Origin of the sequence: Bacillus sp. RC242 (assembly GCF_044908245.1) — a bacterium.
GTDB classification, from domain to species: domain Bacteria; phylum Bacillota; class Bacilli; order Bacillales; family Bacillaceae_G; genus Bacillus_A; species Bacillus_A mycoides.
Window position 1 is genome coordinate 48,981 of the sequence record NZ_JBIYCZ010000006.1, and the last position, 17,664, is coordinate 66,644.

General features: G+C 35.6%; 20 protein-coding genes. 17 read left to right on the forward strand and 3 right to left on the reverse strand.

The features are described 5' to 3' along the window. Positions 1–204: 204 nt before the first annotated feature. Positions 205–639: an HIT family protein gene (locus tag ABH957_RS13220; protein WP_001016832.1), complete on the reverse strand. Its 435-nt coding sequence runs from the start codon at positions 637–639 to the stop codon at positions 205–207. A gap of 700 nt (positions 640–1,339) precedes the next feature. Here ABH957_RS13220 and ecsA point away from each other — a divergent pair. From ecsA to ABH957_RS13265, 9 genes are all read left to right on the forward strand, one after another. Then, a complete protein-coding gene (gene ecsA, locus ABH957_RS13225; protein WP_061674035.1) occupies positions 1,340–2,083 on the forward strand; it encodes an ABC transporter ATP-binding protein EcsA in 744 nt (247 codons plus the stop codon). Continuing rightward, positions 2,076–3,287: an ABC transporter permease gene (locus ABH957_RS13230; protein WP_404511398.1), complete on the forward strand. Its 1,212-nt coding sequence runs from the start codon at positions 2,076–2,078 to the stop codon at positions 3,285–3,287. The genes ecsA and ABH957_RS13230 overlap by 8 nt, the downstream gene beginning before the upstream one ends. 13 nt (positions 3,288–3,300) lie before the next feature. Beyond that, entirely contained in the window at positions 3,301–4,008 is a 708-nt protein-coding gene (gene ecsC / locus ABH957_RS13235) for an ecs operon protein EcsC (protein ID WP_002125776.1), read from the forward strand. Between the two features lie 287 nt (positions 4,009–4,295). Next, positions 4,296–5,663, forward strand: coding sequence for an APC family permease (locus ABH957_RS13240; RefSeq protein ID WP_404455750.1), 1,368 nt, complete (start codon positions 4,296–4,298; stop codon positions 5,661–5,663). A gap of 12 nt (positions 5,664–5,675) precedes the next feature. Continuing rightward, entirely contained in the window at positions 5,676–7,292 is a 1,617-nt protein-coding gene (locus ABH957_RS13245) for an amidohydrolase (RefSeq protein WP_404511400.1), read from the forward strand. A gap of 16 nt (positions 7,293–7,308) precedes the next feature. After that, positions 7,309–8,166: a carbon-nitrogen hydrolase gene (locus tag ABH957_RS13250; protein ID WP_404455756.1), complete on the forward strand. Its 858-nt coding sequence runs from the start codon at positions 7,309–7,311 to the stop codon at positions 8,164–8,166. Between the two features lie 275 nt (positions 8,167–8,441). Then, entirely contained in the window at positions 8,442–9,179 is a 738-nt protein-coding gene (locus tag ABH957_RS13255; RefSeq protein ID WP_404511402.1) for a (Fe-S)-binding protein, read from the forward strand. Positions 9,180–9,181: 2 nt separating this feature from the next. Beyond that, on the forward strand, positions 9,182–10,612 hold the full coding sequence (locus tag ABH957_RS13260) for a LutB/LldF family L-lactate oxidation iron-sulfur protein (protein WP_404511404.1): 1,431 nt from the start codon (positions 9,182–9,184) through the stop codon (positions 10,610–10,612). Further along, positions 10,593–11,294 (forward strand): LutC/YkgG family protein, encoded by a 702-nt coding sequence (locus ABH957_RS13265; RefSeq protein ID WP_404455764.1) that lies wholly within the window; start codon positions 10,593–10,595, stop codon positions 11,292–11,294. The genes ABH957_RS13260 and ABH957_RS13265 overlap by 20 nt, the downstream gene beginning before the upstream one ends. A 123-nt stretch (positions 11,295–11,417) precedes the next feature. On the opposite strand, the gene ABH957_RS13270 is transcribed toward ABH957_RS13265, so the two are convergent. After that, positions 11,418–11,561 carry a YjcZ family sporulation protein gene (locus ABH957_RS13270; protein WP_106408435.1) on the reverse strand — a complete coding sequence of 48 codons (144 nt, stop codon included), beginning with the start codon at positions 11,559–11,561 and terminating at the stop codon, positions 11,418–11,420. A 156-nt stretch (positions 11,562–11,717) separates the two neighbouring features. On the opposite strand from ABH957_RS13270, the gene ABH957_RS13275 reads away from it, so the two are divergent. From ABH957_RS13275 to ABH957_RS13305, 7 genes are all read left to right on the forward strand, one after another. Continuing rightward, positions 11,718–12,302, forward strand: a complete 585-nt coding sequence (locus tag ABH957_RS13275; protein ID WP_404491242.1) for a TetR/AcrR family transcriptional regulator — start codon at positions 11,718–11,720, stop codon at positions 12,300–12,302. A 2-nt stretch (positions 12,303–12,304) separates the two neighbouring features. Then, the gene (locus ABH957_RS13280) at positions 12,305–12,475 is read left to right on the forward strand and encodes a hypothetical protein (protein WP_002188645.1); all 171 of its coding nucleotides are present in this window, start codon (positions 12,305–12,307) and stop codon (positions 12,473–12,475) included. 83 nt (positions 12,476–12,558) lie between these two features. Beyond that, positions 12,559–13,035 carry a PH domain-containing protein gene (locus tag ABH957_RS13285; RefSeq protein ID WP_404491240.1) on the forward strand — a complete coding sequence of 159 codons (477 nt, stop codon included), beginning with the start codon at positions 12,559–12,561 and terminating at the stop codon, positions 13,033–13,035. After that, positions 13,028–14,467 carry a PH domain-containing protein gene (locus ABH957_RS13290; RefSeq protein ID WP_404511406.1) on the forward strand — a complete coding sequence of 480 codons (1,440 nt, stop codon included), beginning with the start codon at positions 13,028–13,030 and terminating at the stop codon, positions 14,465–14,467. The genes ABH957_RS13285 and ABH957_RS13290 overlap by 8 nt, the downstream gene beginning before the upstream one ends. Before the next feature lie 202 nt (positions 14,468–14,669). Further along, entirely contained in the window at positions 14,670–15,323 is a 654-nt protein-coding gene (locus ABH957_RS13295; RefSeq protein ID WP_404455773.1) for a DUF975 family protein, read from the forward strand. Positions 15,324–15,516: 193 nt separating this feature from the next. Next, entirely contained in the window at positions 15,517–15,954 is a 438-nt protein-coding gene (locus tag ABH957_RS13300) for a hypothetical protein (protein WP_404455776.1), read from the forward strand. Next, positions 15,951–16,217 carry a CPCC family cysteine-rich protein gene (locus tag ABH957_RS13305; protein WP_078176854.1) on the forward strand — a complete coding sequence of 89 codons (267 nt, stop codon included), beginning with the start codon at positions 15,951–15,953 and terminating at the stop codon, positions 16,215–16,217. Before ABH957_RS13300 ends, ABH957_RS13305 begins: the two co-directional genes overlap by 4 nt. A gap of 74 nt (positions 16,218–16,291) precedes the next feature. Here the strand turns inward: ABH957_RS13305 and ABH957_RS13310 are convergent, their stop codons facing one another. Continuing rightward, entirely contained in the window at positions 16,292–16,675 is a 384-nt protein-coding gene (locus ABH957_RS13310) for a hypothetical protein (protein ID WP_404491238.1), read from the reverse strand. Between the two features lie 240 nt (positions 16,676–16,915). Between ABH957_RS13310 and ABH957_RS13315 the strand changes: the two genes are divergently transcribed. After that, complete coding sequence (locus tag ABH957_RS13315) at positions 16,916–17,590, forward strand: hypothetical protein (protein ID WP_404448260.1); 675 nt, start codon at positions 16,916–16,918, stop codon at positions 17,588–17,590. The last annotated feature ends 74 nt before the right edge of the window (positions 17,591–17,664 follow it).

Consider the following 17,664-nt stretch of genomic DNA (forward strand, 5'->3'; position numbering starts at 1 on the left):
GAAACCTCCTTATTTTTCGTTCGTATTCATGATGTATAAAAGTGTGCATATCTTTAAGACAAGGGGAAGAAAAGTGAGCTTTTCTCTCTTGTACATGCTATGCACAAAAAAATCATACCCCCGGCATTTTTTGTGAAGAAAGAAGCCATACAATAAATGCCAGAGGAATCGGCTTATTATGTATTACTTCTTATTATAGTGGCACTATTTCACACTATTTGCAATTGTACTTGCGATGTTTTGTAAATTTTCCATTGTGTATTCATTTTGGTGTGATTTCCAAACAGCACCGAAACCATCGTTTTCACCGTAGCGTGGAATTAAATGAAGGTGGAAGTGGAATACAGTTTGTCCAGCTTTCTCGCCGTTATTGTTAAGTAGGTTGAAACCAACTGGATTAAATTCTGCTTTCATTGCATTTGCGATTTTTGGAACGACAGCAAAAATATGTGATGCGATTTCTGGCGTTAACGCAAAAATGTCTTGTTTGTGAACTTTCGGAATAACAAGAGTATGTCCTTTTGTTACTTGACTAATATCTAAAAATGCAAGTACATGTTCATCTTCGTATACTTTTGAGCAAGGGATTTGCCCGTCAATGATTTTACAAAAAATACAATTGTCCGCTGTATGATTCATCGATCTCATCCTTTCAAATGGTCTTAGCCGTATTTTACCATAATTACATAGGAGAACAAACACGAAAAACAGGAAGCTGACTCAGCTTCCTGTTTTCTGAAGAGGGATTGAAAAAGCATTTTTTATAATTTACGGTTCGCAGACACCTCATTTATATAAGAAATACATGGTAAATCGGCTGAAATATCTACCGTAGACACCCCATTTTCAAGTGAAATGAATTGCAATCTTGTATTAAATGAAATTGTTAGTGTTTAAAACAGTATATGCTCTTTCACAGACACCTCATTTATTTAAGAAATGCACGGTAAATCGGCTAAAGTCTCTGCCGTAGACACCCCATTTTCAAGTGAAATGAATTGCAATCTTTTATTAAATGAAATTGTTTATTTTTTAAAACAGTATATGCTCTTTCGGAGACACCCCGTTTCGAAAATGAAACAAATTATCTGGTTATGTGTAAATTTCATTGTCCAACTTGGACACCCCATTTCATGATGACTTCACTATGTTGTTGTACTCATCAATTGGTGGTTGCTTTTTCAAGTGTGTTCCTTCTTCCTTAATTATGATGTCCGCTTTCGTAAAAATATATGCGAAGAAATTTTAATTTTTTTTGGAGACATCGATACTATGTAGTACAGCACAATTTTTGGTAAGATGAATATAGAATGAATACTAATGAAGAAAGTGGTGTCGTATGAGCGAGTTATTGCGTGTAGAAAATGTTACAGGAGGATATACGAAACGACCTGTACTGCAAAATGTTTCGTTCTCTGTTAATAAAGGCGAACTTGTCGGCTTGATCGGTTTAAATGGGGCTGGGAAAAGTACGACAATTAAACATATCATCGGTTTAATGGAGCCGAAAAAAGGAACTGTCACAATTAATGGGAAAACAATTCGTGATGATATGACAGCGTACCGTTCTAGTTTCTCCTTCATTCCAGAAACGCCAGTATTATATGATGAGTTAACGTTAGAAGAGCATTTGAAATTAACGGCGATGGCGTACGGCGTAGATGAAAAACAATATGAAGAACGTGTAGGACAATTATTACATGAATTTCGCATGAAAAATCGCTTAAAATGGTTTCCGTCTCATTTCTCAAAGGGGATGAAACAAAAAGTGATGATTATGAGTGCATTTTTAGTTGAGCCATCACTTTACATTGTGGACGAACCTTTCGTTGGGCTCGATCCGTTAGCGATTCAATCACTTCTTCAAATGATGGATCAAATGAAAAAGAGTGGTGCGGGCATCTTAATGAGTACACATATTTTAGCGACAGCAGAGCGCTATTGTGATTCATTCATTATTTTGCATCAAGGTGAAGTGAGAGCGATGGGAACATTATCAGAACTTCAATCCGGGTTTAATATGCCTGGCGCAACGCTTGATGATATTTATATTGCGTTAACGAAGGAAGAAGATTATGAATAGCACAGCGTTATGGAAAGAACGATTTCGGCACTTTCTAAAAGAAGTTCGTACATATAGTAAATACGTATTTAATGATCATTTGAAATTTATTTTCGTATTTATCATCGGTGCAGGAGCGTATTATTACCAGCAATGGTTACAAACGTTAACACCTTCGTTTCCGACAGCGATTGTTATGGCAGTCTTGCTTGGTCTTGTATTAACAGCTGGGTCAGTCCAAACGTTATTAAAAGAAGCAGACCTCGTGTATTTGCTGCCAGTTGAAGAAAAGTTAAAGCCTTACTTTACGAAGGCATTTCTCTTTACGTTTATGATTCAGTTATACATAATCGCAATGGTAGCCGCTGCGCTTGCCCCGTTATACTTCCAGCAAATGAAACAAACAGGTGCCAATTACATATGGATTGTAATCGCGTTTGTCATTGTAAAAGCGTGGAATTTATTCGTAGCGTGGGAAAAATCATTTTTAACAGATCAAAATGTACAAAGAGCGGATTGGTTTATTCGTTTTATTTTAAATGGCTTATTTGTGTACGTCCTTGTAGAACGTACTTCAGTCATTTTTACCGGTGTGATTGTCTTTTTAATGGCGCTATACCTTGCTGTTATGCATCAAAAGGTGAAAGGAAAGCCGCTAAACTGGGAGTATTTAATTTCTGAAGAGGGTAAAAAAATGATGCTGCTGTACCGCATTGCGAATATGTTCGTTGATGTACCAGCGTTAAAAGAGAGAGTATCACGCCGGAAATGGCTTGATTTCATTCTTTCGATAATTGGTGAGAACCGTACATATTTATACTTATATACGAGAACGTTTTTACGATCAGGTAACTATTTCGGTTTATATATGCGTTTACTCGTTCTTGGTGGCGTCATTCTTTACTTTATCCCATTTTTATATGGACGCTTTATCGTAAGCCTTGTTTTCTTATACTTAATCGGCTACCAGCTATTAACTCTTTGGAAGCATCACCGTATGAAAATTTGGCTTGATTTATATCCAGTAGGTGGCGACGAGAAGAAGAAAGATTTTCTTACTTTATTAAATGCGATTCTTATCATTGGTAGCGTTGTATTTACAATTATATTTGCACTTGCGACGAAAGATTTCATAATGACCGGCATTTTATTTGTCGTAAGTATAATATTTAGTATCGGTTTCGTTTATCAATACGGTGCGAAACGAATTGAGCGTTTAAACTGAAAGGAATGAACCTATGATTACATATGAAGAGAAGGTTAGAAAAGAATTGGAGCAGTGGAAAGCTACATTCATGAAAGATTCTTCTATGATGACACGGTTCTCTAAAAAAGTGCAGGTGAAAGTGCAACAACTAGTGCCCGCGAAAGTGCAAAAGGTACTAACAGAAACGATTCGGATGATGGTGCAAACAATTAGCGCTGGATCAAACTTCATAAAACCGAAGCTAAAAGAAACGAACTGGTCACTGCAAAGACGAGACGATGAAGTACGTAAAAAAATGGACGAATATAAAAAAGTCGCAGCGGCAGAAGGGGCAGGAACAGGAGCAGGTGGTATTCTCCTTGGCCTTGCCGATTTCCCGTTATTACTTACTATTAAAATAAAATTTTTATTTGATGCAGCAACATTGTACGGATTTGATACGAGTAAAAAAGAAGAGCGCCTTTTTATTCTTCACGTTTTCCAGCTTGCTTTTTCAAGTGACGATTACCGAAAAGAAGTATGGAAAGCGATTGAAACGTGGGATACAGAAGAAGAAAATCATATGGACTGGGAAAAGTTCCAAACAGAATACCGAGACTATATCGATTTAGCAAAAATGCTTCAACTCGTTCCAATCATCGGTGCCCCGGTCGGAGCATATGCGAATTATCAATTGTTGCAAAGGCTTGGGGAAGTGACGATGAATTGTTATCGTATGCGATTACTTAATAGAAATTGATTTGTTTTACAAAAAGCATCCTAAATGTGTAATTTAGGATGTTTTTTTATTTATATTTATTATTTCCTAACGGTTTAAGGAATTGGTATTTTTTTCTTTTTTTAAAATTTCTGGCGTACGGAAAGTATGCAAGTATTCATAACTTATGCAGAAACGGATATTTTCCCGTGGGGAATTTATCCGTTTTTTTTTGCTTTATAGCATGAGAAAATAATGATTTTCCCATATGGTAACAAAATGGAACAAAAATTGCATGGATAAGTTGCAAAGATGAAGGGGGTTGAAAAGTGAAAGATGACATTCAGTTGAAGCGTTCGTTGACTTTTTTTCAACTTGTATTGCTAGGTTTGGCCTATATGGCACCATTAACGGTATTTACTACGTTTGGCGTAGTGGAATCTTTATCAAAAGGAGTGATACCAACAGCCTATATACTTGCTCTATGTGCGATGTTATTTACAGCATATAGTTATGGACAAATGACAAAAGCGTATCCAATTTCGGGATCAGCTTATACGTATACACAAAAGTCATTAAGTCCAGGATTAGGTTTCATGGTTGGTTGGGTAATTCTAATGGATTATTTGTTTATCCCTATGATTAACTTCCTCATTATTTCACTCTATTTATCGGAATATCTCCCTTCTGTTCCTTCTAGTATATGGATTATTACGATGATTATAATTGTGACAGTAATTAATGTTGTAGGGACAAAAGTAACGATTACAATGAATATGATTTTTTTAGGGTTCCAATATATCGTATTGATAGTTTTTTGTGCTCTATGTATTCATTCACTTCTTAATGGAACAGGAGAGGGAACATTATTTTCATTAAAACCGTTTATGAATCCAGATTCTTCAATAATTGCAGCATTTTCAGGGGCATCTGTACTTTGTTTATCATTTTTAGGGTTTGATGCTTTAACAACTTTTGCAGAGGAAACAATTCAACCAAAAAGGACTATTCCAAAAGCGATTTTCTTTGTCATTTGCTTTTCTGGAATGTGCTATATTATCGTCTCATATCTAGCACATTTAATACATCCAGACTATTTGGCATATAAAAGTTTAGATACGGCAGCCGCTGAAATCGCTAGAATGATAGGCGGGAATTTATTTAATGCTTTGTTTCTTGCAGGAATGGTTGTAACTTCATTCACATCCGCCTTAGCTTCTCATGCTAGTGTTTCGCGTATTTTATATGCAATGGGGAGGGACTCTGTACTACCAAAATCATTTTTTGCCTATATACATCCGCGTTTTCAAACACCTATCAAAAATATTATTTTAGTGAGTATTTTTGCTTTGGTGTCACTATTTACTGATCTTGTTACAATTACATCTTTTATTAACTTCGGTGCATTGATTGCTTTTACATTTGTGAATATTTCCGTCATTGCACATTATTTTATTAAGGGGGGACAAAGGTCATTAAAATCTACGATTCTCTATTTATTAATACCGCTAATTGGTGCATGTATAACAATTAAATTGTGGAGTGATTTAGACAAGATGTCTCTCATACTGGGAGGAATATGGACCATTATGGGTATTGTGTATCTTCTATATATAACAAAATTCTTCCGTGTTCAACCACCACAGATGAATTTTGATGAATTGCCAAAAGAAGATGGACAAGAAGTATCTATTTAGAGGGGGAGAATTATGAGAAAAAAAGCGGATATGATTTTAAGTAGTCATGCTGTATTTACAGGTATAGGAGAAAAACCTATCTCGGCATCAATTATTGTTAAGGATGATAAGATTATTGCTCTTGTTCCGAAAGAAGATATTCATGGTTATGTAGATGCTGACACAATTGTACATGATTTTGGAAATCAGCTTATTATGCCTGGATTTCATGATTTCCATATTCATTTAATGTTAGGAAGTTTAGTAAGTGAGGGAGTACAGTTAATTCATGCGCGTTCAGCTAGAGAAGTTGGAAAGTTTGTAAAGGAATTTGCTGAACGAAATAAAGAGATAAACTGTGTAATTGGAAGCAGTTGGGAACAGAATTTGTGGGAAATTCATGAAGAGCCACATCGGATGATATTGGATGAGTATGTTGCAGATCGACCAGTGTTTTTATACCATGCTGAATTTCATAGTGTTTGGTTAAATAGTAAAGCACTTGAAATGGCAGGGATTAATAAAGAAACTAAGAGTCCACCATATGGAGAAATCGTTAGGGATCAAAATGGTGAGCCAACAGGAGTCTTAAAGGAAAATGCAGTGGGATTAGTAACTAGCGTATTGCAGTTTAACTCTAAACGAAATAGGATATTGCTTCAAAATTTTTTAATAGAAGCTGCGAAATATGGAGTAACCTCTGTGCATGATTTATTGAGGATACCAGAAATGGGCGTGGAAGAAGCGGAGTTATATGATGAATTTGAAAAGATAGGAAAGTTAACAACAAGAATTCATTTTGTTGCGCCGCTAAATGGAGATTTAAACTTAGCAAAATCCTTAAAGGAAAAATACAAATCTAGTATGGTTCAATTTTGCGGGTTTAAACAATTTATTGATGGAGTAACAACTAGTTATACGGCATATTTACTTGAATCATATAATGAAGAAACGACAAGAGGTCATACTACATATCCACCAGAAATCATAAAAAAATGGACAGTAGAGGCTGATAAGGAGGGCTTTCGCGTAAGATTTCATGCAATAGGAGATGGAGCTGTACGTTTAGCATTAGATGCTTTTGAAGAGGCTGAAATACAGAATGGAAAAAGAGATGCAAGGCACGCAATTGAGCATGCCGAAATGATTCATCCCAATGATATTGAGAGGTTTCAAAAATTAGGGGTGTTGGCGTCTATTCAGCCTGAACATATTAATCTTACAAGTCGAGAAGTATATAGAAGGTTAATTGGATCAGAAAGAATGCAATACAATTACTTGATGAAAACATTAATGGATGCAGGAACAAAGCTTGTATTTGGCAGCGATTATCCTGTTGTTACAGTAAACCCGTTACCAGAAATTTACCGAGCTGTAACAAGGCTAGATGATGAAGGTGTGGAATGGAATTCGCAAGAGAAAATATCATTAGCGGAAGCGTTACGAGCATACACGTATACTCCTGCGTATGCCTCATTTCGCGAAAATGAACTAGGCATAATAGAAGAAGGGAAGCTAGCTGACATAGTTGTGCTAGATCGGAATTTGTTTACCGTACCGGTGGAAGAAATTAAAGATGCTAAGGTTATTTTTACAGTGGTAAATGGCAATATAGTTTTTCGGAATGAAAAAGAAAGCATTAAGAATTAATGGGGGGAAGAAGAGAATGAATGAAGTGACAATTGGGCTAGTTCAATTAGCGTGTAATGAAAATATCAAGGGAAATATAGAAAGAACAATAGCAAAGGTAAGAGAATCAGCAAAAAAGGGAGCCAAGATTATTTGTTTACAGGAGTTATATCATGCTGAATACTTCGCTCAAAGCGTTTCAGTTCGTAATTATGAACTGGCAATTTCTTTTGAACATGAAGCTTTACAAGCGATGCAAAGGTTAGCGGAAGAACTTCATGTTGTTTTAATTGTTCCTTTTTATGAATGGGTAGCACAAGGGATTTATTTTAACAGTGCAGCAGTGTTTGATGCTGACGGTAAATATTTAGGAACAACACGTAAAAATCATATTCCAGATGGACCGAGTTACCATGAAAAATATTATTTCACACCAGGAAATACAGGGTATCCAGTATATAGTACAAAGTATGGGAAAATAGGAATCGGGATCTGCTGGGATGAATGGTTCCCTGAAGTAGCACGAATTTTGACACTAAAAGGAGCAGAAATATTATTTTATCCTTCCGCAATTGGCTCTGAACCAGATTATCCAGAATTATCAACAAAACCAATTTGGACAAAAGCTATTTCAGCTCATAGTATTCATAACGGTGTATTTGTTGCAGCTGTAAATCGAGTCGGGAAAGAAAAGGGCATGTGTTTCTATGGAGGAAGTTTTATCAGTAATCCAATGGGAGAAATTGTTTGTTCTTTGGAAGAGGAGGAAGGAATACTCATCCAAAAAATTGATACAAAGGAAATTAATGAAGCACGTAATCTACTGCAATTTTTAAGAGATCGTCGTACGGACACATATTCCCTAATTTTAGAAAAAGAAGTTCTAAGCATATAAAAAAGACTCTCAAATTTGAGAGTCTTTTTTTGTTTGGAATAAAGTTTATATTTTGGTAGCTGCTGGAGTGTCGATGGTAAGTTCCATTATTACATTTGTTTTAGGGTTTGCGATTGTATCGTATTTTAGTAAGAGAAAGTGATTGAGATGGATCTCAATCACTTTTTTGTTATTTCTATTCATATTTTTTAAATTATTACCAATAATATACAGATAAAGGATATTTGGTTATAAAGTTACTTGAGCTTACTTTACTGTATTTAGGGGTGCAAAATATGAAAGTATCAATATTTATTACTTGTGTTGCAGATGTTTTTTATCCAGAAGTAGGGAAAGATGTTGTGGAAATTCTTGAAGATTTAGGGTGTGAAGTTGATTTTCTAAAAACTCAAACTTGCTGCGGACAACCTGCTTATAATAGCGGGTATGTGAAAGAAACAAAAACAGCTGCAAAGCATATGATTGAAGCCTTTGCCAGTTCAGAATATGTTGTGGCACCATCGGGGTCTTGCGCTATGATGATTCACGAGTTTTCTAGCTTATTTTCTGAAAGTGAAGCGGAGTGGAAGAAAAAAGCTACTGAACTTGGAAATAAAACATACGAATTCACACAATTTCTTGTGGAAGTATTAGGGAAAGAAGACTTAGGTGCAGAGCTTCATAAAAAAGCAACGGTTCATACATCTTGTCATATGAGCCGATTAATGGGGATTAAGGAACCACCGCAAAAACTATTAAAGTGTGTAAAGGGACTGGAAGTTGTTTCACTACCGCATAATTATGATTGCTGCGGATTTGGAGGGACATTCTCGGTGAAAATGCCAGAAATCTCTGAGCAAATGGTTGAAGAAAAAGTAAAGCATATTATGGAAACCGGTGCGGAATTGTTAATTGGGATGGATTGTAGCTGCTTAATGAATATAAAAGGACGTTTAACACGCAATGGTTATCAGATTGATGTAAAACATATTGCTCAAGTATTAAATGAAGATCGAAAACAAGGGGGGATATAGAGATGGGGATGAAAATTGGGAACGATCCCTTTCATAAGCGTACTAAAACAGGTATTGGGGATCAATTTATGCGACAGGCTGTCAGGAAAGCGCAAGATGGTCTGAGAGTCAAGAAATTAAAAGCTACTGAGAGTCTTGGAAACTGGGAAGAATGGCGAGCTTTAGGAGAAGAAATTCGAAAGCATACATTAGAAAACCTTGATTATTATTTATATGAGCTGAGTGAAAATATTGAGAAAAACGGTGGTTTCGTTTATTTCGCAAAGACTGCAGAAGACGCAAGGGAATATGTAAAAGAGATTGTAAAAAAGAAAAATGCGAAAAAAATTGTGAAATCAAAATCGATGGTAACAGAAGAGATTAGTTTAAATGAAGCGATTGAAGAAGCTGGAGCAGAAGTGTTAGAAACAGATCTTGCTGAATTTATTCTACAAGTGAACGACCACGATCCTCCCTCGCATATTGTTGTTCCATGCCTTCACAAAGATAAAGAACACATTTGTGAAATATTTAAAACAAAGTTAAATTACACTGGAACATCTGATCCTACGGAAATGGCGAGGTTTGTAAGAGATTATTTACGTGATGATTTTTTTGCTGCGGATATAGGAGTGACTGGATGTAACTTTGCTGTTGCAGAGTCTGGATCAATTTCTATCGTAGCAAACGAAGGAAATGCAAGACTTACTACGACACTTCCGAAAACGTTGATTACAGTTATGGGGATGGAGCGTATTGTTCCGACATGGGAAGAGCTTGATGTTTTAGTAACACTTCTATGCCGAAGTTCTGTAGGACAAAAGTTAACAAGTTATATTACAGGGTTAACTGAGCCTGGCGGGGAAGATGGACCTGAGGAATTTCATTTAGTCATTGTTGATAATGGTCGTTCCGATATTGTAGGAACGGAATTCCAAAGTGTCCTCCAGTGCATTCGTTGCGCGGCATGTATTAATGTGTGTCCTGTATACAGGCATATTGGTGGACATGCATATGGCTCTATTTATCCAGGACCAATTGGAGCTGTGTTGACACCGCTTTTAGGGGGATATGATGAATATAAGGATTTACCTTACGCATCTAGCCTTTGTGGTGCTTGTACAGAAGCGTGTCCAGTGAAAATCCCGTTACATGACTTATTAATTAAACATCGCAGCCGCATTGTAGAAGAAAAACGATCACCTGTAGCTTGGAACGTGGCTATGAAAGGTTTTGAAAAAGCGGTGAAGAGTCCTAGACTATTTTCTTTTGCAGCGAAGAGCGCTCCGTATGCATTAAAACCTCTTGCAAAAGGGGATAAGATCGAGCGTGGAATTGGGCCGTTAAAAGCTTGGACGGATGCGAGAGATTTTCCAGTTCCGAAAAAACAACCGTTTCGAGAGTGGTTTGAAAAACACGAAAAGGAGAACAATGATGGCCATCCAAAATCGTGAGGAATTTTTACTCCAGTTATCAGAAAAGCTTGGTAGGAAACGTCCAGAAGCAGTGGAAAAACCGAACTGGTCTTTTTCCCCGCAGTGGACTGTTTTTGACGGACTGGCGCAAGACGAACTTGTACTAAAGTTAATAGAGCACTGCGAAGTCATTCATACAGAAGTAAAGCGAACAACAAAGGAAAATCTTGTTGAAACATTGGGGTCTTTTATAAAAGATTGGAATATCGAATCTGTTATATGTTCGAATGATGAGCGCTTTAATGAGTATGGTCTTACACCATGTTTCAGCAATGAAGGAACAACACATTTTCGTACATGGGGATTAGATCATAAAGAAGAGGACATAAAATTTGCGAAAGCTGCTGACCTTGGCATTACGTTCAGTGATATGACTTTGGCAGAATCAGGAACCGTTGTACTATTTAATGACGGGTTAAAAGGAAGACATGTGAGTCTTCTTCCGGAGTCATATATTGCAATCGTTCCTAAAAGTACGATTGTACCAAGGTTAACCCAAGCTACAAAACTGATCCATAATCAAAATAAAGCGGGAGAAAACTTGCCGGCTTGTGTGAACTTCGTTTCGGGTCCGTCAAATAGTGCGGATATTGAAATGAACCTTGTCGTAGGTGTACATGGGCCAATTAGAACAGCGTATATTATTGTGGATGATCAATAATGATTTACGTGTGCGGCAGAGCGCGAAATATAGCTGAAACATTATAAGAGTACTGAAAATAGAAAGTGCTGGCTGTTAAATATAACCGGAGCTTTCTATTTTGTGTGCCCTTACTGGTGGAAGTTAAAGACCAAGTCCACTATAGCTGACTCCAACTACGATTAATATGATAAAGAGCACAATGAGTAATATATAACTGCTACTAACGCCCTTACCATCTTGTCCAGCTTCACCGCCGCCGCTACCACCTTTACCGCCAGATCCCATATGAAAACCCTCCTTATCGTTATACATTGTTTTTACTTTATATTTTTCTAGGTTCATCAAGAAGTTCCTTTTAAAACTCTAATTAACTTGCAAATCATTCATTTTCATTTTACAATTTACTTACCGACCGGTAAGTAAAAATAAGTGAGGTACAGTATGACAAAGAATTTACAAACATCGCAGCACATTGTAGAGGCATCATTTAAACTAATGGCAGAGCATGGCATTGAGAAGATGAGTCTTTCAATGATTGCGAAAGAAGTAGGTATATCAAAGCCAGCTATTTATTATCATTTTCCGTCTAAAGAAGCGCTAGTTGATTTTTTATTTGAAGAGATTTTTTCTGGATATTATTTCGTGGGTTACTTCGATAAAGAACAATATACGAAAGAAAACTTTGCAGAAAAGTTAATCGCAGATGGTTTACATATGTTATCGGAGTATAGAGGTCAAGAAGGCATATTACGCGTTATAAATGAATTCATCGTAACTGCGACGCGAAATGAAAAGTACCAGAAACGCTTATTTGAAATACAAGAAGAGTTTTTAAATGGATTCCACGATTTATTAAAGAAAGGTGTGGAACTTGGTGTTGTGTCACGACATGCAACTGAAGAAAACGCGCATACGTTAGCGCTCGTTATTGATAATATGAGTAATTACATATTAATAGGATTCCAGTTAAAGTATAAAGAAATTTGGATTCGAAATGTGAAAAACGTAATGAAGGAGGGGGAATAAAAATGAAAATGCAGAAAAACTGGTGGCTCGGTTTTCTGGGGTTAATTGGAATTTATAAAATCCCAGGTATGATTGAAGCTTTCCAAGCGGATAAAGGTTGGTTCGCGTTAATTAGTTTAGTTTGGCTGCTTTGGTTCGGATATTTTATTCCTGAGAAAAAAGAGGATAAATAATAAATTTTCAATTTTATGTAAAGTTATGTAAAATATAGATTGAGACAATTCATATATTAGATTAATAGATTTGGAGTGGTTACATGGATCCATTGAAAAATGAAATTCATCCTGACATGATCAAGGTGTGGAAAGTTCGTGCTGTAATTGAAGAAGGGATCGGTATTCTCGTCATTTTAGCTTACCTGTTCCTTATGATAAAGTTTGATTGGTGGGCATGGATTTTGTATGTGCTGATCGGGTTAACAGTTGCACTAGCACCATTTGAGTACTTCCTATTCCCGAAACTGCGTCAGCGTTATTATAGCTATCAATTAAATGAAGAAGAGCTTGAAATTCAGCACGGTCTTTTCGTCGTAAAGCGCGTATTAGTACCGATGATTCGTGTACAGCACGTTACGATTGAACAAGGGCCAATTATGAGAAAACATGGATTAGCAGAATTACATATTTCAACAGCGGCAACTTCTCATAGCATTCCAGGCTTAACGATGTATGAAGCGGAAATGTTAAAAACGAGAATTGCAGAATTAGCGAAAGTGAGTGATGAGGATGTATAAGAGGCAGCATCCCATTACGATGTTATTAGAATTAAAAATAACAGACTTTATACCATTACTTATTTTCATGTTTAGTTTAAATGGAAAGTTTCCATTTTGGTATTTAATTCCCGCTGGATTCGGTTTACTCACCGTTTTTTCAGCGTTTGAGAAATGGTATTACACAACATACTGGGTTGAAAATAACGTATTACATGTTAAACAAGGGCTCTTTGTGAAGAAGGAGAGCTACTTAAATAAAGAACGTGTCCAAACGATTAATACAAGTTCAAACGTGTTATATCAAATGCTCGGTTTAAAGAAAATTCAAATCGAAACAGCTGGCGGAGGCGATGATGCCGAAGTAAGCCTAGCTGGTATTACAGAAGATGAGGCGAAGGAGCTTATTTCCTTACTAAATGAGCCAACTCCAGAAGTAAAAGCAGAAGAAACATCAGAAGAAGTAGTAGAAAAAGAAGTTATGACAGAGGAAAAGCAAGCGACAGAGTACAAATTAACTTTGAAAGAAATTTTATTAGCATCTGTTACATCTGGTCAGTTTGGACTATTATTCTCATTAATCTTTTTCGTGTATCACCAAGTAGATGAGTACATTCCGAAATGGATAAAAAATAGCGTAGAGTCGTATGTAATGGATCATGATATATACGGCTGGATTTACATGGTAGCTATTTTACTCGTTCTTTCGTGGATTATATCTACAATTGGTTACGCGTTAAAACATGGTAATTTCACAGTAAATCGAAAAAACGATGAAGTGCGTATTTCTCAAGGATTACTTGAAAGGAAAGAACTTGTACTAAAGTTACACCGCATTCAAGGGATTACGATAAAAGAAGGTATTTTCCGTCAGATGTTCGGTTATTGTGCTGTGCAAGTCGAAGTTATTCAAAGTAAGGGATTGGGAGAAGAGAAAGACAAAGTTACGCTGCATCCGATTATTCGAAAAGATCGTGTGCAAGAGTTACTCACTCATTTACAATTGCCATATGAACTGAATACAAATATTACTGCATTACCAAAAGCAGCCTTGCGCCGTTATTTAATTGATAGTTTCATTTTCTTCGCAATGCTAGCAATCCCGCTTACTGGGATAAGCATATACTTTGAAAAGTATTTCATCATGTGGGCGTTGTTACCGCTAGCTATCCTCATCTTTACACTTGGATACGCAACATTTAAAACAAATGGTTACGGTGTAAACGGAGAACAAATTACGATTATACATCGTAGTATTGGGAAACATACAGGACTTGTAAGAAGAAGACACGTCCAATCAATTGAAAAAACACAATCATATTTCCAGCGCCGAGCGGATTTATGTACGTATACGTTTTCTAGTGCATCATCGAATTATAAACTAGAGCATACGAGAGTAGAAGATGCGGAGAGAATGCAGGATTGGTATAAGAAGAGAATATGTGAGGATTAAATGAAATGGCTTGCCTAGTATGAAAGGCAGGCTTTTTTATTATGGAGAAATGAGTAGTTTGATTCATATATGGGTGCAAATACAGCTCACATTTCTCAATACGTATCAGAAAAAAAGGTAGTATACTTCTATTTCAGGAAAATCTGTGGGATTTTTGATATAAATGGTATACTAATATAGAAAAAGTATTAGGAGGCTATATATGATAAGTCAGTTAAAAAGAGAAGCACTTGATGCATTAAAAGGAAAATGGGGATTAGCGGTAGGGGCAACCTTATTAGTCGGAATCCTTATTGGAGCTGTTGAACTTCTAATTACAGGTGTTTTCTCGATGTTTTGGGGTTGGGAAGAAGCAAGTGATTCGCTTACAGTAAGTATTATTGCAATGCTTGTTATCGGTCCGTTAACAATAGGCGCCTACTATCTTGTTTTAAATGTAATCCGTGAGACTAGTGCTCGCATTGGTGATTTATTTAGATGGTTTAGCGATGGAAGTAAGATTATGAAGTCGTTTTTAACATATTTACTAATGTATGTATACTTGATGCTATGGACATTACTTCTTATTATTCCGGGTATTATTAAATCATTTTCTTATTCTATGACGTATTTTATTTTGAATGATCGTCCAGAATACACAGCGAATCAAGCGATTACTGAAAGTCGCCATATGATGAATGGACATAAAATGGATTACTTTTTACTATGCTTAAGCTTCCTTGGCTGGTTCCTTTTAAGTATTCTTACCTTAGGAATCGGTTTCTTATGGTCTGCACCTTATTTCTACGCGACATCGGCAGCATTTTATGAAGAGATTTCAAAAGAATATTACAAAAAAGAAGGTACTACCTTCTAATAAACCACCTAAACCACTTGTCCCCTAAAGAATATAGGGAACAGACGGTTTAGGTGTTTTGATATGTGTTCTGTTTTCGGGTTCACTTCAAAGCTCTTCCCTCTATGTTTTATCATAGAGGGTTATTTTTTTATGTAAAAATGATAGAAAATAATGAATAATATATGTGAAGGGAAAAGTGAGGTGAATGAGATTGAGCAAATTTTTAATTCCGTATTCATTTTCTATATTAAGTTTTTTTATTTCAGTAACGGTACTTGATTTATATGATAGGATGGGAAAAAATAATGAGATGATTTCACCGACTATACTTGGAAAGGTAATTCAAGCTACTTCGCAAATGGGAGTCCTTACATTGTATTTCGGAGTACCTATTATTTTAGGTGGCTGTCTTCTTGGTGAGCTATTGTTTAGAGGTATCATTTTACGTTTTAAACTAAGCTATATTATATCTTTATTATTATATTTGCTTTTAGCTTTTAGTATTGTTTTCGTAACGGTAGGAATTCCAACTACATACGAAGATTCTAATACCTTTTTCATGGGAATAACTATGATTTGCGCTGTTACATTCTTTGTGGACCGAAATATATGGGAGAAAAAATCAGTTAATAATGGAGTGACAAAATGAAATACACTTGTCCATGTTGCGGATATAAAACGTTAGAAGAAGAACCACCAGGTACATATGAAATTTGTAACATATGTTATTGGGAAGATGATCCTGTTCAGTTTAACGATCATGACTTTGAAGGCGGAGCAAATGAAGTTTCGTTAAGACAAGCACAGAGAAATTTCATTGTATTTGGTGCTTGCGAGGAATGCTTTGTTGAATCAGTTAGAAAACCGACTAACGAAGATATAAAGGATGCTAGTTGGAAGCCAGTTTGTTAAGTAGTTTTTAAATGAAAATGTTATTACTCAATTTAATAAGAGTAATAACATTTTTTTATGCAATGATGAAAGAATTAACGACGTCTTATAAGATAAAACAATAAAGATGATACAGTAATAGGAAGGCCAGTATCCAGAAAGGCATTTAAATTAAAGGATAGAAAATCTCTGTCGTTAAACCACGTAAAGAATAAATGATTGTAGGAAATACCTAGCAGTATAAATAAAGGAATGCCGATTTGTAATTCATGACTTCTTTTTATTTTTTTATAACAAAATTCACCTAATAAACAACCGATAAGAGCGGGGATACTGCCAAGAATAATATACATAATGATTGATATCCAAATTGGTCCCCATGAATCTGCAAAATTGGGAACTCGTGTATACTGTAAAACATTTACAATGAAAGAAAAAACTAGTAAGCATGTTAAATAACTAATTATGAATTTTTTCAATAGAATCATCCTCTTACTATAGAAGTTATGTAAAATGATATAAAAAAAGCATCTAGCAAAAGTACTAGATGCAAATAAAAACACAAGGGAAGATAAATGTCTTCCCTTTTCCCGTAAGTAATTATATCAAAAAAATTATAAAAAACTAGCTTTATTTTTAATATAATGAATGTGTGAAGCTATGAAAGTAAAAGATTACACTATTTTCGTAGTGTTTTTTATTAAAAGGAGTGAATTATAGTGCTCGGAGTAAAATTTTATGATTGGAAAAAACAACGTCCTAAAAAACATTATTTGCGTGTGCATGAAATTAGGATTTTTGAGTTAATTTTCTCAAAGAAAATTAACGAGTTTGAAATGGGATTGGGAGAGATTGAGCAAGTTACTGTCTATTGTTTAGCTAATGAAAATACTGATATTTCATATAAAGTGAATAGAGATTTAGGTGAAATTTGTGTATATGTTCCTTACGATTTTATGAAATTTTTAACACTTGATTCAGTTGAAGAGAAATACAATGAGTTTTGTAAATTAGTACATCAATATGTTATCCCCGGACTTGAAGAAAACTCTACTCTCTCACCATCTATTGTTAGAAAGTATGTCGAAGAGTCTTTGGGAGAAATTGTGAAACGAAACTATGAAGGGATATTTTTAGTAGGAAAGACACCTAAAAAAAGCCCAAGCCGTAAGAAGATAGCGATATTAAAAGGAATTCATCGTGTTAAAGGTTTCCAACTACGATGTGAGGTGTACGATGAAAAGGGTTTAAAGATTCGCGATCAATTATTGGTGGAAGAGGTAGGTAACGAAATGGTGTATTCAAGATTTCTAGGCACATTAAAATGGGAAAGTGAAAATTTAATTGTGGTCAAATCAAAATCTAGTAGTTGGAAAGAAGAAATTTATATTTAATAATAAAGCTATTATAGAAGAAATGATTTGTAGAAAGAAGAGATGCTAGTGCTTCTTCTTTCTTTATGTTTATT

Coding starts and splice junctions, on each gene's coding strand:
- ABH957_RS13220 (WP_001016832.1), bottom strand. CDS start 639: ATGAATCATACAGCGGACAATTGTATTTTTTGTAAAATCATTGACGGG.
- ecsA (WP_061674035.1), top strand. CDS start 1,340: ATGAGCGAGTTATTGCGTGTAGAAAATGTTACAGGAGGATATACGAAA.
- ABH957_RS13230 (WP_404511398.1), top strand. CDS start 2,076: ATGAATAGCACAGCGTTATGGAAAGAACGATTTCGGCACTTTCTAAAA.
- ecsC (WP_002125776.1), top strand. CDS start 3,301: ATGATTACATATGAAGAGAAGGTTAGAAAAGAATTGGAGCAGTGGAAA.
- ABH957_RS13245 (WP_404511400.1), top strand. CDS start 5,676: ATGAGAAAAAAAGCGGATATGATTTTAAGTAGTCATGCTGTATTTACA.
- ABH957_RS13250 (WP_404455756.1), top strand. CDS start 7,309: ATGAATGAAGTGACAATTGGGCTAGTTCAATTAGCGTGTAATGAAAAT.
- ABH957_RS13255 (WP_404511402.1), top strand. CDS start 8,442: ATGAAAGTATCAATATTTATTACTTGTGTTGCAGATGTTTTTTATCCA.
- ABH957_RS13260 (WP_404511404.1), top strand. CDS start 9,182: ATGGGGATGAAAATTGGGAACGATCCCTTTCATAAGCGTACTAAAACA.
- ABH957_RS13265 (WP_404455764.1), top strand. CDS start 10,593: ATGGCCATCCAAAATCGTGAGGAATTTTTACTCCAGTTATCAGAAAAG.
- ABH957_RS13270 (WP_106408435.1), bottom strand. CDS start 11,561: ATGGGATCTGGCGGTAAAGGTGGTAGCGGCGGCGGTGAAGCTGGACAA.
- ABH957_RS13275 (WP_404491242.1), top strand. CDS start 11,718: ATGACAAAGAATTTACAAACATCGCAGCACATTGTAGAGGCATCATTT.
- ABH957_RS13280 (WP_002188645.1), top strand. CDS start 12,305: ATGAAAATGCAGAAAAACTGGTGGCTCGGTTTTCTGGGGTTAATTGGA.
- ABH957_RS13285 (WP_404491240.1), top strand. CDS start 12,559: ATGGATCCATTGAAAAATGAAATTCATCCTGACATGATCAAGGTGTGG.
- ABH957_RS13290 (WP_404511406.1), top strand. CDS start 13,028: ATGTATAAGAGGCAGCATCCCATTACGATGTTATTAGAATTAAAAATA.
- ABH957_RS13295 (WP_404455773.1), top strand. CDS start 14,670: ATGATAAGTCAGTTAAAAAGAGAAGCACTTGATGCATTAAAAGGAAAA.
- ABH957_RS13305 (WP_078176854.1), top strand. CDS start 15,951: ATGAAATACACTTGTCCATGTTGCGGATATAAAACGTTAGAAGAAGAA.